19 protein-coding genes are annotated in these 13,820 nt (G+C 33.7%); 15 read left to right on the forward strand and 4 right to left on the reverse strand.

Annotated elements, in window-relative coordinates; all coding sequences use genetic code 11:
* Positions 1-75: 75 nt before the first annotated feature.
* From BAU23_RS10885 to BAU23_RS10905, 5 genes are all read left to right on the forward strand, one after another.
* Positions 76-408 (forward strand): DUF952 domain-containing protein, encoded by a 333-nt coding sequence (locus BAU23_RS10885; protein ID WP_000629073.1) that lies wholly within the window; start codon positions 76-78, stop codon positions 406-408.
* 168 nt (positions 409-576) lie between these two features.
* A complete protein-coding gene (locus BAU23_RS10890; RefSeq protein WP_000380299.1) occupies positions 577-924 on the forward strand; it encodes a PadR family transcriptional regulator in 348 nt (115 codons plus the stop codon).
* Positions 911-1,912 (forward strand): HAAS signaling domain-containing protein, encoded by a 1,002-nt coding sequence (locus BAU23_RS10895; protein WP_071734421.1) that lies wholly within the window; start codon positions 911-913, stop codon positions 1,910-1,912. The genes BAU23_RS10890 and BAU23_RS10895 overlap by 14 nt, the downstream gene beginning before the upstream one ends.
* 78 nt (positions 1,913-1,990) lie before the next feature.
* Positions 1,991-2,503, forward strand: a complete 513-nt coding sequence (locus tag BAU23_RS10900; protein WP_071734423.1) for a GNAT family N-acetyltransferase — start codon at positions 1,991-1,993, stop codon at positions 2,501-2,503.
* A 164-nt stretch (positions 2,504-2,667) separates the two neighbouring features.
* On the forward strand, positions 2,668-3,453 hold the full coding sequence (locus tag BAU23_RS10905; RefSeq protein ID WP_071734425.1) for a serine hydrolase: 786 nt from the start codon (positions 2,668-2,670) through the stop codon (positions 3,451-3,453).
* Positions 3,454-3,671: 218 nt separating this feature from the next.
* Here the strand turns inward: BAU23_RS10905 and BAU23_RS10910 are convergent, their stop codons facing one another.
* Positions 3,672-4,394 (reverse strand): hypothetical protein, encoded by a 723-nt coding sequence (locus BAU23_RS10910; RefSeq protein ID WP_071734427.1) that lies wholly within the window; start codon positions 4,392-4,394, stop codon positions 3,672-3,674.
* A 306-nt stretch (positions 4,395-4,700) separates the two neighbouring features.
* Here BAU23_RS10910 and BAU23_RS10915 point away from each other — a divergent pair, with 306 nt between their 5' ends.
* The 8 genes from BAU23_RS10915 to BAU23_RS10950 all read left to right on the forward strand — a co-directional run bounded on the left by BAU23_RS10915 (position 4,701) and on the right by BAU23_RS10950 (position 9,879).
* Complete coding sequence (locus tag BAU23_RS10915; protein WP_000649735.1) at positions 4,701-5,117, forward strand: GNAT family N-acetyltransferase; 417 nt, start codon at positions 4,701-4,703, stop codon at positions 5,115-5,117.
* A gap of 39 nt (positions 5,118-5,156) precedes the next feature.
* Positions 5,157-5,561, forward strand: coding sequence for a GNAT family N-acetyltransferase (locus tag BAU23_RS10920; RefSeq protein WP_000288954.1), 405 nt, complete (start codon positions 5,157-5,159; stop codon positions 5,559-5,561).
* A gap of 15 nt (positions 5,562-5,576) precedes the next feature.
* The gene (locus BAU23_RS10925; RefSeq protein WP_000994618.1) at positions 5,577-5,930 is read left to right on the forward strand and encodes an MmcQ/YjbR family DNA-binding protein; all 354 of its coding nucleotides are present in this window, start codon (positions 5,577-5,579) and stop codon (positions 5,928-5,930) included.
* A gap of 92 nt (positions 5,931-6,022) precedes the next feature.
* The gene (locus BAU23_RS10930; RefSeq protein WP_001093427.1) at positions 6,023-6,409 is read left to right on the forward strand and encodes a ribosomal maturation YjgA family protein; all 387 of its coding nucleotides are present in this window, start codon (positions 6,023-6,025) and stop codon (positions 6,407-6,409) included.
* Between the two features lie 26 nt (positions 6,410-6,435).
* Positions 6,436-7,365: a phosphotransferase enzyme family protein gene (locus BAU23_RS10935; RefSeq protein WP_071734429.1), complete on the forward strand. Its 930-nt coding sequence runs from the start codon at positions 6,436-6,438 to the stop codon at positions 7,363-7,365.
* A complete protein-coding gene (locus BAU23_RS10940) occupies positions 7,362-7,880 on the forward strand; it encodes a DNA topology modulation protein (RefSeq protein ID WP_000720539.1) in 519 nt (172 codons plus the stop codon). The genes BAU23_RS10935 and BAU23_RS10940 overlap by 4 nt, the downstream gene beginning before the upstream one ends.
* A gap of 32 nt (positions 7,881-7,912) precedes the next feature.
* Positions 7,913-8,590, forward strand: a complete 678-nt coding sequence (locus BAU23_RS10945; protein WP_001078761.1) for a formylglycine-generating enzyme family protein — start codon at positions 7,913-7,915, stop codon at positions 8,588-8,590.
* A 92-nt stretch (positions 8,591-8,682) separates the two neighbouring features.
* The gene (locus BAU23_RS10950; protein WP_071734431.1) at positions 8,683-9,879 is read left to right on the forward strand and encodes a macrolide family glycosyltransferase; all 1,197 of its coding nucleotides are present in this window, start codon (positions 8,683-8,685) and stop codon (positions 9,877-9,879) included.
* A 956-nt stretch (positions 9,880-10,835) separates the two neighbouring features.
* Here the strand turns inward: BAU23_RS10950 and BAU23_RS10960 are convergent.
* The 3 genes from BAU23_RS10960 to BAU23_RS10970 all read right to left on the reverse strand — a co-directional run bounded on the left by BAU23_RS10960 (position 10,836) and on the right by BAU23_RS10970 (position 12,370).
* Entirely contained in the window at positions 10,836-11,270 is a 435-nt protein-coding gene (locus BAU23_RS10960; RefSeq protein WP_071734433.1) for a GNAT family N-acetyltransferase, read from the reverse strand.
* 112 nt (positions 11,271-11,382) lie between these two features.
* The gene (gene rpiA / locus BAU23_RS10965; RefSeq protein WP_001049978.1) at positions 11,383-12,045 is read right to left on the reverse strand and encodes a ribose 5-phosphate isomerase A; all 663 of its coding nucleotides are present in this window, start codon (positions 12,043-12,045) and stop codon (positions 11,383-11,385) included.
* A 4-nt stretch (positions 12,046-12,049) separates the two neighbouring features.
* The gene (locus BAU23_RS10970; RefSeq protein ID WP_071734435.1) at positions 12,050-12,370 is read right to left on the reverse strand and encodes a 2Fe-2S iron-sulfur cluster-binding protein; all 321 of its coding nucleotides are present in this window, start codon (positions 12,368-12,370) and stop codon (positions 12,050-12,052) included.
* A gap of 144 nt (positions 12,371-12,514) precedes the next feature.
* Between BAU23_RS10970 and BAU23_RS10975 the strand changes: the two genes are divergently transcribed.
* Both BAU23_RS10975 and clpP read left to right on the forward strand, forming a co-directional pair.
* Positions 12,515-13,201 (forward strand): RNA polymerase subunit sigma-70, encoded by a 687-nt coding sequence (locus BAU23_RS10975; RefSeq protein WP_000337527.1) that lies wholly within the window; start codon positions 12,515-12,517, stop codon positions 13,199-13,201.
* 20 nt (positions 13,202-13,221) lie between these two features.
* Entirely contained in the window at positions 13,222-13,803 is a 582-nt protein-coding gene (clpP, locus tag BAU23_RS10980) for an ATP-dependent Clp endopeptidase proteolytic subunit ClpP (protein WP_071734436.1), read from the forward strand.
* Positions 13,804-13,820 lie beyond the last annotated feature (17 nt).

Raw genomic sequence — 13,820 nt, forward strand, 5'->3', positions numbered from 1 at the left:
AATTCAAGAGGCTTTTCTAGTAATGAACAGAAGACCTCTTGTTTTTCTATATAAAGATACGGAGGAGAAAATGGAATGATTACAAAAGTAATAACAAAAAGAAATTGGGAAATCGCCAAAACAACTAGAGAGATTAATGAAGCCTCTCTTAAAGATGAGGGGTTCATTCATTGTTCATTATTAGACCAAGCTTTAAAAGTTGCTCAAAAACATTTCAGTCATGAAGAAGATGTATTATTACTTACAATTGATCCATCCCTAGTAAATGCAGAAATAAAATATGAACTTGCTTCTAACGGTCAAGAATACCCGCATGTATATGGAGTAATCAATTTTGAGGCAATTGTAGGTGTTGTTCCATTTCTTAAAGAAAAGGGAGATTTTTTATTACCAGAGGGAAAAAGTTAAGAGTGTTATAGGTATTTAAGTTTGCTAGAAAAGCGCAAATTATATAGTTTGTGCTTTTTATTGTATATATTTTTTGAAAAATTATTGTTTTTGTCACACTAATACTGTACGATACATAGTATAAAACACATACTGTATGACATATAGTAATGAAAATGAGGTGGGTGAATGGATACTTTATTAAATTCATTAATTACTGAGCTAAGGAGAGGGACATTGACATTAGCGGTTTTAAGTCAACTAAGAACGCCGCAATATGGATATTCGCTTGTCCAATTATTGGAGCAATCAGGAATCGTAATCGATCAAAGTACTTTATATCCACTACTTCGCCGATTAGAAAAGCAGGAGCTAGTGACGAGTAGTTGGGATAAAACGGAGAGTAGACCTCGTAAGTATTATGTTTTAAGTGAATACGGATTAGAGATATTTTTGCAGTTAAAAAAGGAATGGATAAAGGATTCGAAAGAACTGTATAACTTATTAAAGGAGGAGGAAAAGAATGAGTTTGATTGATATGTACGTCGAGGAAGTTGCGAAGAGATTACCTGAAAAAAATCGTGAAGATATTACGCTTGAATTACGGTCGACAATAGAGGATATGTTACCTGATGAGTACAATGAGGAAGATGTAAAGAGTGTCCTTGGAAAATTGGGGAGCCCAGTTTCATTGGCTAATGGTTATTTGGATAGACCGATGCATTTAATTGGGCCACGTTATTTTGATGTGTATACGACATTATTAAAAATGATCATACCAATTGCAGCTGTTATCGCACTCATTTCAATGGTTGCAGAAAATTTTATAGGCTATACTGGTGATCAAGCAGTATTAAATGTTATTTTACAATTGATAGGTAAAGGTATTGGGGAAATTATCGAAGTAGGCCTCCATGTATTTTTCTGGTTGACACTAGTATTTGCTGTTATAGAAAGAACGGATAAAGAAAAGGACCCACAACCATTAACAACAAGTTTAAAAAAATGGACGCCAGATGATTTGAAAAATATTTCGTATATCCCGAAGAAAAAGGCGATCTCAAAGTTTGAAGTGTTTGGAGGTTTGATGTGGACTGCAATATGGGCCACACTTTACTTTTATGCGAATCATCTTGTAGGTATATATCATGGTACAGAAAGCGGACTGAAATTTGTCGCGCCAACTTTTAATCAAGATGTGTTACTTCAGTATTGGCCAATCGTTGTAATTATGATCGTATTTGAAATAGGTATATCTCTTTATAAGTTAGTACAAGGACAATGGACGAAAAAGTTGGCAATTTGGAATGGTATTCTTCAAATAGGTGGAACAATAGTATTCATTGTAATTGTAGTAAATCCGCATTTATTTAACGAAGGATTTATTACGTATGTGGCAAATGTGTTTACTACTTCTCCAGAGGAATTTAAAAAGTGGTTAATTGGTGGAGGGATAATTATCTCCATAATATCTGCGGTACTAAATGCAATTGATGGTTTTCGAAAATCTAGAATTCGGTTGTAAAAATAAATTTGTATTATTATTAGGTAGATCAGTTGAAAGAAAGGTACAGAGAAAGATCATTATGAAAGGAAGAAAACAATGATAAGGGAAGCAATGAAAAAAGATGTAACATTTATTTTAGATATTTATAATGATGCAATCCTTAATTCAACAGCTGTATATGCGTATAAACCTGTAACCCTTGAAAATAGAATAGATTGGTATGAACAAAAAAAGGCTGATGGCTATCCAATTGTAGTCTATGAGCTAGATAATAAAGTAGTAGGATTTGCGACATTTGGCCCCTTTAGGGCATGGCCTGCCTATAAATATTCAGTTGAACATTCTGTGTATATTGATAGGGAATATAGAAAAAATGGAATTGGGTCCTCTTTAATGGAAGAATTAATCACAATTGCAAAAGAAAGAGAATATATGACCTTAATTGCTGGAATTGATGCGGAAAATGAAAAAAGCATTGCAATGCATAAAAACTTCGGATTTGTTTATTCGGGAACAATAAAAAAGGCTGGTTATAAGTTCAATGGATGGCTAGATTTAGCTTTTTATCAATTGGAACTTAACGGACCTGGAAATCCTATCGAAGAATAGATGTATTCGTTATGCGCAATAATTAATTTTAAAAGGTAGTGTGAAGAAATTTCATACTATCTTTTTCTTATTGTGTTCATGATTATCATTTAGCAAAAAAGGATTCTTATATTCTATATCGAATTTTGAGAAGATGATAAAACGATATAAAAAGAGGGATGAATATGCAGGCTGTCATTGGAAAAATAAAAGAAATACAAACTGGTCAAGTTGGAATACTTGTTTATTCAACAAAGAATGGAAATATAGTTGCTACCCATAACAATGAGCTATACGTTCCTTTAGCATCAGCAGCAAAAGTGGCAATTGGATTTGCAGTAGCAAAGATGGTAAAGGATAAACTAATTAGTTGGAGTGATACACTTCATCACATTAAGTTTAATCCAAATGAAGATAGTGCGCAGTTATATCCTCACTTACAAGGCAGAGCTACATTAACACTTAGTAAAGCGGCTGAAGTAATGATAGCATGTCACGACAGCTATATTGCTCAGTCAATTGTTATACACTGCGGAGGATGGGATACTGTCAAAGAATATGTTTCAACGAACTTTTCCAAGATTCATATACAGGAAAATCCTAGAGATGAGAAAAATATTGGGGAATTAAAACAAGTTCTTTCGCTTTTATTACATATTTTCCAAGGATATAAATCCGCACCAGAATTATGGGAACCAATTATAAGTGGAATGGTAATGCAACAAGGAGAGTATGAAGGTATACCGTATTATCATTTAGCACATATGACAGGCGGATTATCCACGGCTACAATAAATATTGGTATAATAGGAATGTTTCATGAATTTCCGTTTCTTTATGTAATTGGGGAAAAGGATTTACCTAATCGATTTGATAATAAAGAGGTTGATGAAACAATTCTAGAAGCTTTGAAGTGCTTATATAAAGAATATAAGATGACAAGTGAAACAAACGTTGTAACCGATAATTGAATAAAAACGTTATTTTAATAGCAGGGAGGAGAATAGTGCACCTAAAGGAGTATGCCGTTTACAAAGGTGAATCCCTCATATATATCGAGACTATAAGGTAATGCGCTCAGCATGTGGGAGTGTCTGGTGATTTCTAACATAAAAAGAGAGCACAAAGGCTCTCCTTAATGGTTTTGTGATCCGCCAGCAAAACGAAAAGCTTCAAGTACATCAATACATTAGAAATTTTGTGAACACGAAGTACAAGGTCCACCAGTCGGCTGAAATACAACATTGTCAACAAAAGCTGTTGCGCCTTCTCCGCCTGTAGCAATATTTTGAAAAGCAACACATGCTGTAGTCACACCAGGAGGTATACATACAACAAGAGTATAATGTTGGAAAAGAGATTGCGGTTGATTCATAACAGGTATAATATGTGGAATATTTAATGTACCAAGAGTTGTAAAGAGCGGAGGACATCCATGTCCAGGAAGTTCTGGAAAAGATACAGAAGCTATAAGAAATGCATTATCCCTTACATCCGCAGCAAAAGAAAACGTAAAACAACAGCCTTCGTCAACATCAACTGATTGATTAATACTACCACCGGGTCCAATTGACGCAGCTAAGAGACTAAGTGTCCCATCTGAAAGGATGCGACCACTATGAGCGTTTGGAACACCTACCTCTGTAACATCCCCAATTGGATTCCAACCAGGAACTGGATCGGTTATTATTGGTAGCTCATCAAATCCAGGGTTGTCAAGAACATTAGTACATGGACAACACGCTACTGCTGTTGGTCCTGTTGGTCCTGTTGGTCCTGTTGGACCTGTTGGACCTGTTGGACCTGTTGGACCTGTTGGACCTGTCGGACCTGTTGGACCAATTTCAGGTGGAGGCATAGGGGGACCAAAACATTCGCACGGAATATGAAATTTCTTTTTAAATTCACTCATTTTTACACCATCCTTATCATTCACCCACTTACACTCTATAGTCTATGATTTGGCTAACACTTAAGTATAAGGAAAAAGCCTTTAAAAATAAAAATAAGCATATGCCCTTATGTCACAGATATAAACCTATTCCATTAATTGCTAGTTATATCGACATAAGTTACGCAAGAACAGGGTATGTATCAATGCCGGGGTTAATTAGTTTTTCATGTTTTGTTACATATGGTGGATTTGTATGGATTAGTCTATTGAAATGAAGAAATAAAAATATGTAAACATTATAAGAATTGAAAGGAAGAAGTACATATGAAATGTATAGAGAACGGTACTCGCACTGAAGGAGAATACATTAAAAATAAAGTAATTCAATATAACATGTCTATATTAAAAGATGAAGTAAAGCAACCGATGGAACAAGTAAGCTTCGTAGTGAAAGATGAAGATGGAAAAATCTTTGGCGGGGTAACAGGAACGATGTATTTTTATCATCTTCATATCGATTTTTTATGGGTGGATGAATCAGTTCGTCATGATGGTTATGGTAGTCAATTGCTACATAAAATTGAGGACATTGCGAAGGAAAAAGGGTGTAGACTCATTTTACTAGATTCATTTAGTTTCCAAGCACCAGATTTTTATAAAAAGCACGGATACCGAGAATATGGTGTTGTTGAAGATCATCCTAAAGGGCATAGTCAACACTTTTTAGAAAAGAGATTATAATAATATTATGTATACTAGTTGATGGGAGGGAGAAAGAAAATGTACACGTATAAATTACAACATGAACAACCAATCTGTGTAGAAAAAATAAAGAAACTTTACGATTCTGTAGGCTGGTGGCCAGAAAGAAAAGAAGTCGATATTGAAAAAATGTTAAAAAATAGTATAGCAATTGGAGTATGGGAAGAAAACGAATTAATTGGATTTGCTAGAGTTGTTACTGATGGTGTTTTTCGGGCGTATATTGAAGATGTTGTCGTACATGAAAGTGTAAGAAACAAAGGAATTGGTGAGAAGATGCTAACATTGTTACTGAAAGAGATTTCTCATATTGATATTGTTAGTCTATTTTGCGGAGAGAAACTAATAAAGTTTTATGGTAAACAGCAATTTCAAGCGACGAAGCAAATTGTGATGCATCGTAATCAAATAGTGAAAGAATAAGAGGTGCCAATTAGAATGAATGCAACAAGAGCATATTGTTTATCGAAAAGAAAAGCGACAGAAGATTCTCCAGATGGCTGGAGTGCAACATGTATGAGGTTAAATAATAAAATATTTGCGATAGTGAATCATGAAGAAGGGGAAAAAGCTGCAATTACATTAAAATGTGATCCAGAACTCTCTTTACGAATAAGGGAAGATTACCCGGAAACAATTATTCCTGGATATCATATGAATAAAAAACATTGGAATACGGTGTACATACATAAGGATGTAGGACAAGAACAAATTAATAAGATGATAGATTGGTCGTATGATTTAGTATTACAATCGTTTTCAAAGAAAAAGCAGCAAGAGTTATTGGATTAAATACAAAGTGAAGTCGACTATAAATAGCTAGTAAAATGATTATATTTTACTAGCTATTTGCAGTTTAAAATTATGAATTAGGGGATTTTGAAATGAATACGAAACGAAATAGATTACTATATGCATTGTTTACTATAGTTGTTATTATTTTAGGTCTTAGTTCAAGAAAGTTTGCTTTTGCGTTACCAGATTTGTTAAATGAGTACTTAGGTGATGCTTTATGGGCATTAATGATTTTTACTGGATTCGGATTTTTGTTTCCTAAAATAGAAATGAAGAAATTAGCTTTTATTAGTTTGATATTTTGCTACGGGATTGAAATTAGCCAATTGTACCATGCGGAATGGATTGATAGCATTCGCGCAACGACTTTAGGTGGACTCGTATTAGGTTACGGATTTTTATGGAGTGATTTAGTGGCTTACACAATTGGTGTTGGAGTCGGATTGTTTTGCGAGTATATATTATGGAAGAAATAAGTGACTTTAAAAAGGGGGATTTGTACATGAAGGATATATTAGAAATTGCAAAGTTTTGGTTTCAAGATAAAGATGTCACAGCTACTGAAATACAACCAAACGTAACAAAGATTCATTGTAATAATAAAGCGTATATTTTAAAGGAAAAGGGATCGATAAAACAGTTTCTAGTTGAACTAAATGTATTAGAACAGCTTGATGAAAAAGGAGCTAAAGTACAAAAATTAGTAAAAACGAGAAATGATGAAAGGTACGTATTTTATAAAGAGAAGTATTATTGTTTGTACGAATATGTTGCCGGAAGTGTACTAGAAATAAAAGATACAGAAAAGCTAAAAGTGCTAGGAAGCACAATTGGAGAGGAAATAGCTAATTTACATCACGAACTAAATTTAGTGAATAGTGCTAACGAGTTAATAAAAAGAGAGTTATATAAAGTGGTATACGAATCGGCATTACCGAATTTAGTAAAGAATGAGCATGTTCATCAGGATGTAATTCAAAAAATGGATCAAATACATACAACTTTCAAGGAAACGGTTCACTCATTACCGAAACAAATTATTCATCGCGATATGCACTTATCAAATGTAATCTTTAGAGAAAGTGATTTTCAAGGGTTTATCGATTTTGAGCTTCTAGAAGAAAACGTTAGAGTATTCGATTTATGCTATTGCTGTACAAGTATTTTAAGTGAGATATTTAGTGATGAAACATTAAGAGGGAAATGGTTACAAATTGTAAGTGAAATTTTTAAAGGATATTATAAGCAAAACATTTTAACGGGAGAAGAACTACAATCAATTTGGTATGTAATGCTTTCAATTCAAATTATATTTATTACTTATTTTGTTCAGTTAAAAGATTTACTAAAGTTAAATGAAGAGATGTTTTTATGGATTTTTGCTAATAAGGAAGATATTGAAGAATCTATAGAAAGAATCGTACTCATATGAAAAAAATAATATTAATAGGTTCTGGTGGTTCAGGAAAATCTACATTAGCAAAACAGTTAGGGAATAAATTAAATATTAAGGTGCATCATCTTGATGCACTATTTTGGAAACCAAATTGGGAGGGTGTACCGAAAGAGGAACAAAGAACGGTTCAAAATGAATTAGTTAAAGAAGAAAAGTGGATTATTGATGGGAATTATGGCGGGACAATGGACATAAGAATTAACGCAGCTGATACAATTATCTTCCTTGATATTCATAGAACAATATGTGTTTATCGTGCTTTTAAAAGAATTGTACAATATCGAAATAAAACAAGACCGGATATGGGTGCTGGATGTGAAGAAAGATTTGACTTGCAATTTTTCAAATGGATATGGGAGTATCCTAAAACTAAACGCCCTTCAATTTTAAAGAGGCTAAATCAATTGAGTAAGGATACAGATGTTATTATTTTAAAATCTTCAAATGAAGTAAGACTATTTTTAGAGAAGCACGATACCATAAATAGTTAGATTATAAAAAGAAGTAACATGGGGGGATAGGATTGAATAGATTCATTGGCCCGGTTGATTCTAATATGGTGAAAATTCCAGCAGGAAAAGTAGAATTAAGAGATGATCGAATAAAAAAAGAATGGCAAGTTCAAATAAAACCATTTCTTCTTGCAAAGTATGTTGTAACAGCGGAAATATATTACGCAATTACGAATCGTGCACTAAATGGTAATGAAAATGGTAATAAACCTGTTGTAAATATTTCATGGCATGATGCAATTGCTTTTTGTAATTTACTGTCTAAAATAGCAGGGTTTACAGAGTATTATTCTATACAAGATGATGGGAAAAAGGTTAGTTGTAACTTACATTCAAATGGCTATCGATTACCGACTGAGGCAGAGTGGCAATACGCATGTAAAGCTGGTACGACGGGATATACGTATGGGGAACTTCAGAAAATAGCATGGTATAATGAAAATTCAAATGGACAAATTCATGACGTCGGTAAAAAAGAGCCGAATGCATGGGGACTTTATGATATGTTAGGGAACGTTTGGGAATGGTGCTATGATTTGTATGATGAAACAGTGTACGGGTCATACCGCATTTTTCGTGGGGGTAGTTGGGCTGAAGCAGCTAGAGGTTGCGGTGCCACTTGTCGCCGTCGTAGTCATCCTACATTTTATATAGATGATCTTGGTTTTAGGCTTGCTAGGTCAATTTAGCAGGAAAATGATACATATAACACCGTAAAGAGTATGGAAAGTATCCATACTCTTTACAACATAGAAATTTTTAAATTTAAGGAGTGTTTATAATGGCACGTGTTTTATTCATTAACGCTGGATCAGAAGGACATATAAATCCAACATTACAAGTTGTAGAAGAACTGATTTCTCGTGGTGAAGAGGTAGTTTATTTTTCAATAGAGGCTTTCAGGGATCGTATTGAGAAGACAGGTGCTACTGTACGAACATTTGACGATCAAAAATTTATACAAGCATTTCTTTCCGGTGGTCGAAATTATTTACAGGAAAGAATAAACGGCCTTCTACATACAACGGATGTTGTAATACCTTGTGTTTTAGAACAAATTGAAGGAGAACATTTTGATTACATGATTCATGATTCTATGTTTGGCTGTGGCCGTTTACTTGCTCAAATTCTAAAGCTTCCAGCAATAAATTCATGCACATCGTTTGCACAGGACGAAAAATCATTTAAACAAATGTTAGACCATCTTTCTAAAAATATCCCACTGGAAGTTCAGGATAGAGTACATAATGATTTTGAAAACTTAACTAATGGAATTAAAGAAAAATATGGTGTTGATATAAACGCACCGTATGAAGTTTTCTGTAATCCAGCTTCACTTACTATTGTGTATACAATTAAGGAGTTCCAACCTTTTGGGGATACATTTAATGAAACATTCAAATTTGTGGGTCCATCTATATCTACACAAGTGAAAAATGAAGGTTTTGATTACACTCCAATTGAAGAAAAAAGCCTGATTTACATTTCATTAGGTACTGTTTTTAATGAAGCGCTTGATTTTTATAAACTTTGTATGAAGGCGTTCGAGAATAGTAAGCATACAATTGTTATGTCTATTGGCAACAAAACGGAAATAAGTGATTTAGGTAATATCCCTAAAAACTTCATTGTGAAAAACTATGTACCACAAACTGAACTTCTCAAATATACGAAACTATTTATTACACACGGCGGGATGAACAGTACACATGAAGGACTTTATAATGGGGTGCCACTAATTGTAATTCCGCAAAGTGCGGATCAGCCAGTAATTGCGAAGCAGGTGGAGACTCTCGGGGCAGGAATTAAGTTACATATGAAAGAATTAACTGAGGATCAACTACGTGAAAGTGTAGATTTAGTATTAAATAACTCTTCATTCAAAGAAACTGCTTTGAATATGAAGGAGTCATTCCGAAAATCAGGTGGGTATAAGCAAGCTGCAGATGAAATTTTTAAATTTACAGGCCGTTATTAAAACTATACATGTGAAAGTGTGTCTATATTAAATGGTATAGACACTTTTATGTTATATGAAGCGAGGAATTGATGAAATGGAAAGAATGAATTTTGTTAGGTTTAATATGTATTGTATGCGGTAACTGTATGGTTATGGGCGACAATATTATTTAGAAAATGAAAGTAAAACATCTAAATAGGATGCTTTTTATTTTATCTTGTAATTTTTATTTTTTATATCTGATAAACTTAATACTAAGCTACATAACATTGCTAGTGCGAGAATAAAACTCAGCCAGTTAAATGTATTTTCTGTAATATATATTGAAATGCATATTGTAGAAAAATAAATTAATCCTGCAATAAATAAGTATACGTCACGCTTTAAAGATTTTAATGTCCCCATTCTTTTCACCTCTGCTTTGTTTGAGTTATGTTATAAAAAAGGACCTGCATACCTGCAGATTCTCTTGGTGATGACTTCTAATTATGCAACTCATTGCTAATAATAGGGTATATTAAGTTACGAGAAATATCAATTATTAAAATGCGAATGTCTTTTTCCAAGAATCTATTGTTTTAAAAAACATCGCTTGGATCATTCATTTATGAACGGAGCGTATACTAGGACTTATAAATACTTGTGCAGTCTATAATTTGACGAATTACAGTATGGGTGATGGATTTAGAATATGGAATAGCAAAGCCTCTTCTACAAGAATAAAATCAAATTAAACGTTATACAAATAAAAAAACGATGATTCCTGAGTGTGCAAGGATCACCATTTTTTTATTTGTAAGAAGCGTAAATTTAGCGGTATAAGAGTATATATCGAATGCATCTCTATTCATAGTATTGTTGGGATAGCACTAAATTTCCGTCTAGAATATTCATTAAAGAGGCTTTGAAACGAATAAGATACAGAAAGGGTATTATATGAATCCATAATGCAGATTCATATAATACCCTATGTATCACGCCAATTCTTTCATCATAAGTATGTGCGGAATTCCATCTTCCATAAATACGTCGGAAGAAGTTTGATAACCTAATTTTTCATAAAACCCTTCAGCTTGTGTTTGACCGTGTAGTTTAACTTTTTTTGCTTCTTTGTTACGAGCAATCTCTTCTAGTGCTTTGATTATTACTTTTCCTAATCCGTATTTGCGATAGTCTTTTAAAATACAAATTCGTTCTAGTTTACCCATTCCGTCAACGAATCGTATACGACCAGTTCCTACAGGAAGCTCATTATAATAAACTAAAACATGTTTACATTTCTCACCGATTTCATCAAATATATCGAATTCATCTTCAAGTGGGACACCTTGTTCTTTTACAAAGACTTCTTTTCGAATGTGAAAGGCAGTTTCTAAATCTGTAAGTTCTGTTATGAGTTTGGATTGCAAATTGTTCAGCCCTTTCTAGTGTGTTATGAATGTGTTTTCATAGTATATCATAATGTAATGCTATAAAAGCACAAAAAAAAGACTGACTTGCGAAAGTCAGTTTTTAATATGGTTAATATTCTTTTATACCGTTTTCTGTTCCGATGATCGCTTTGCTCGTCATATTAATAAATAATCCTGTTTCAACTACACCGGTAATCATTTTTAACTTTGTATGTGTTTCATTTGGATTCAATATTTTGTTTGGAAAAATACTATCAATAATTAAATTGCCGTTATCAGTTATAAAAGGTCCGTCATCCTTCATACGTAAACGTGTTTCGCATCCTAAAGCTTGCACTCGCTTTTCAGTTTGCTTCCAAGAGAAGGGGATGATTTCAACAGGAAGTGGAAAGACACCTAAGTGTGAAACGAGTTTGGATTCATCTGCAATAATGATAAGTTCTTTAGAGGAAGCGGCAACAATTTTTTCACGAAGTAATGCACCACCGCCGCCTTTTATTAACTGTAAATTTGAATTCATTTCATCTGCTCCATCAATTGTGAGATCAAGTATATCAATTTCATTTAAAGAGATTAGCGGAATAGATAATTGCTTTGCTAATACTTCAGTTTCTTTTGATGTCGGTACAGCTTGAATAGATAACCCTTCTTGTACACGTTGACCTAACTTTTGTATCGTCCAATATACGGTTGAACCCGTACCAAGTCCAATCGTCATACCATCTCTTACAAAGCCAGCAGCATATTCGCCTGCAAGTTGTTTTAAATTCATCATTTTACTCCGCCGGGCGTGGTCCAGCATCTAAACCGGAATTTTCAACTGTAAGTATAGGGCGAACAGTAATATCTTTATGTACACGCATTTGGCACGATAATCGTAAGTGGTCTTCAATTCCTTTTTCCGTAATAGCTTGTTTTTCATCATTTGTCGCCTCGCAAAAATCACCTGCAATGACTTCAATTCGGCAAGTTGTACATCTGGCTTTGCCACCGCAACGATGAAGAATGTGTACACCGTTATCTTCAAGTGCTAATACTAATTTCGTTCCTTTTTTAATATCAAAAGTTCCGGTACCTTCCACTGTTAATTTTGGCAAATTGATTCCTCCTCATGTAAAATTCTATATAACATATTTATGACCCGTATTCATGAACATAAACATAAAATTTTTTTACAAGCACCGTAACTTTTTTATTTGTTCAATCGTTTAATAAATAAGCGCTGAAAAGGAGTGGTTATTTTGTGCACAAAAGTAACTCAGATTTTAAAGAATCATATCGATATGAATCATTCAAATATAAATTTATTAATCGAACATTATGCAGAGGTAAAAAGATACTGTACGTTTTTGACGAAGAATAAATGGGATGGGGAAGACCTTGCCCAAGAAGCAATTTGCAAAGTTCTTCAAAAGTATAGTGAGAAGAAAATTTGTATAACACTTCTGTATAAAATTGCTCGAAATCAATGGTTAGATCAAATGAAATCAAAATCCGTTCAAGAAAAGTTAGAACAGCAAATTACATTTGAAGAACCACATGAAAAAATTGCAGATTTGCATGAAATGGTAGGGAAAGTATTGTCTTCGTTAAATGTGCAACAATCTGTAATTTTATTATTGAAGGATGTTTTTCAGTATAGTATCGCGGATATCGCTAAAGTATGTTCGGTATCAGAAGGTGCAGTAAAAGCATCGTTATTTAGGAGTAGAAATAGGCTGAAAACTGTAAGTGAAGAAGGCATTGAAATAGTGGAGTACACGGATGATGTTGAAATCGTTGTAACTTCTATTCGTGAAGAAAGACCTGAATTGTTGACGAAACTTCTCCCAACAATAGACTTCACTAAGTTACCATCAATACAACCGGTGTTATTATTCAGTATGAAAAAACCTTCTTCTTACAGTTGTATGCTTAGTGCGGCATAAAATAGATGGAGGGATTTAATATGAATGCAATTCCTTACGTAGTAGAACAAACGAAATTAGGAGAGCGCTCCTATGATATATATTCAAGGTTATTAAAAGACCGAATTATTATGATCGGTTCAGAAATTAACGATCAAGTTGCAAGCAGTGTAGTAGCACAATTATTATTTTTAGAAGCGGAAGACGCAGAAAAAGATATATTCCTCTATATCAATAGTCCGGGCGGTTCAACGACAGCAGGATTTGCAATATTAGATACGATGAACCTTATTAAACCAGATGTGCAAACACTTTGTATGGGCTTTGCGGCATCATTTGGTGCGCTTTTACTATTAGCTGGCGCAAAGGGAAAAAGATTTGCGCTCCCTAACAGTGAAATTATGATTCATCAGCCGCTCGGCGGTGTAAAAGGGCAAGCAACGGAGATTGAAATTACAGCAAAAAGAATATTAAAGTTAAAACACGATATAAATAAAATTATCGCAGAGCGAACAGGGCAACCATTTGAAAAAGTAGCACATGATACTGAAAGAGATTATTTTATGACGGCAGTAGAAGCGAAGGAATATGGAATTGTCGATGCTGTTATTGAGAAAAAATAATATTAAACAGGCTAGAG

The sequence above is a fragment of the Bacillus nitratireducens genome, assembly GCF_001884135.1.
Classification (GTDB): domain Bacteria; phylum Bacillota; class Bacilli; order Bacillales; family Bacillaceae_G; genus Bacillus_A; species Bacillus_A nitratireducens.

Coding starts and splice junctions, on each gene's coding strand:
- BAU23_RS10935 (WP_071734429.1), top strand. CDS start 6,436: ATGAAGGATATATTAGAAATTGCAAAGTTTTGGTTTCAAGATAAAGAT.
- BAU23_RS10915 (WP_000649735.1), top strand. CDS start 4,701: ATGAAATGTATAGAGAACGGTACTCGCACTGAAGGAGAATACATTAAA.
- BAU23_RS10885 (WP_000629073.1), top strand. CDS start 76: ATGATTACAAAAGTAATAACAAAAAGAAATTGGGAAATCGCCAAAACA.
- BAU23_RS10925 (WP_000994618.1), top strand. CDS start 5,577: ATGAATGCAACAAGAGCATATTGTTTATCGAAAAGAAAAGCGACAGAA.
- BAU23_RS10910 (WP_071734427.1), bottom strand. CDS start 4,394: ATGAGTGAATTTAAAAAGAAATTTCATATTCCGTGCGAATGTTTTGGT.
- BAU23_RS10905 (WP_071734425.1), top strand. CDS start 2,668: ATGCAGGCTGTCATTGGAAAAATAAAAGAAATACAAACTGGTCAAGTT.
- BAU23_RS10950 (WP_071734431.1), top strand. CDS start 8,683: ATGGCACGTGTTTTATTCATTAACGCTGGATCAGAAGGACATATAAAT.
- BAU23_RS10930 (WP_001093427.1), top strand. CDS start 6,023: ATGAATACGAAACGAAATAGATTACTATATGCATTGTTTACTATAGTT.
- BAU23_RS10900 (WP_071734423.1), top strand. CDS start 1,991: ATGATAAGGGAAGCAATGAAAAAAGATGTAACATTTATTTTAGATATT.
- BAU23_RS10890 (WP_000380299.1), top strand. CDS start 577: ATGGATACTTTATTAAATTCATTAATTACTGAGCTAAGGAGAGGGACA.
- BAU23_RS10920 (WP_000288954.1), top strand. CDS start 5,157: ATGTACACGTATAAATTACAACATGAACAACCAATCTGTGTAGAAAAA.
- BAU23_RS10895 (WP_071734421.1), top strand. CDS start 911: ATGAGTTTGATTGATATGTACGTCGAGGAAGTTGCGAAGAGATTACCT.
- BAU23_RS10940 (WP_000720539.1), top strand. CDS start 7,362: ATGAAAAAAATAATATTAATAGGTTCTGGTGGTTCAGGAAAATCTACA.
- clpP (WP_071734436.1), top strand. CDS start 13,222: ATGAATGCAATTCCTTACGTAGTAGAACAAACGAAATTAGGAGAGCGC.
- rpiA (WP_001049978.1), bottom strand. CDS start 12,045: ATGAATTTAAAACAACTTGCAGGCGAATATGCTGCTGGCTTTGTAAGA.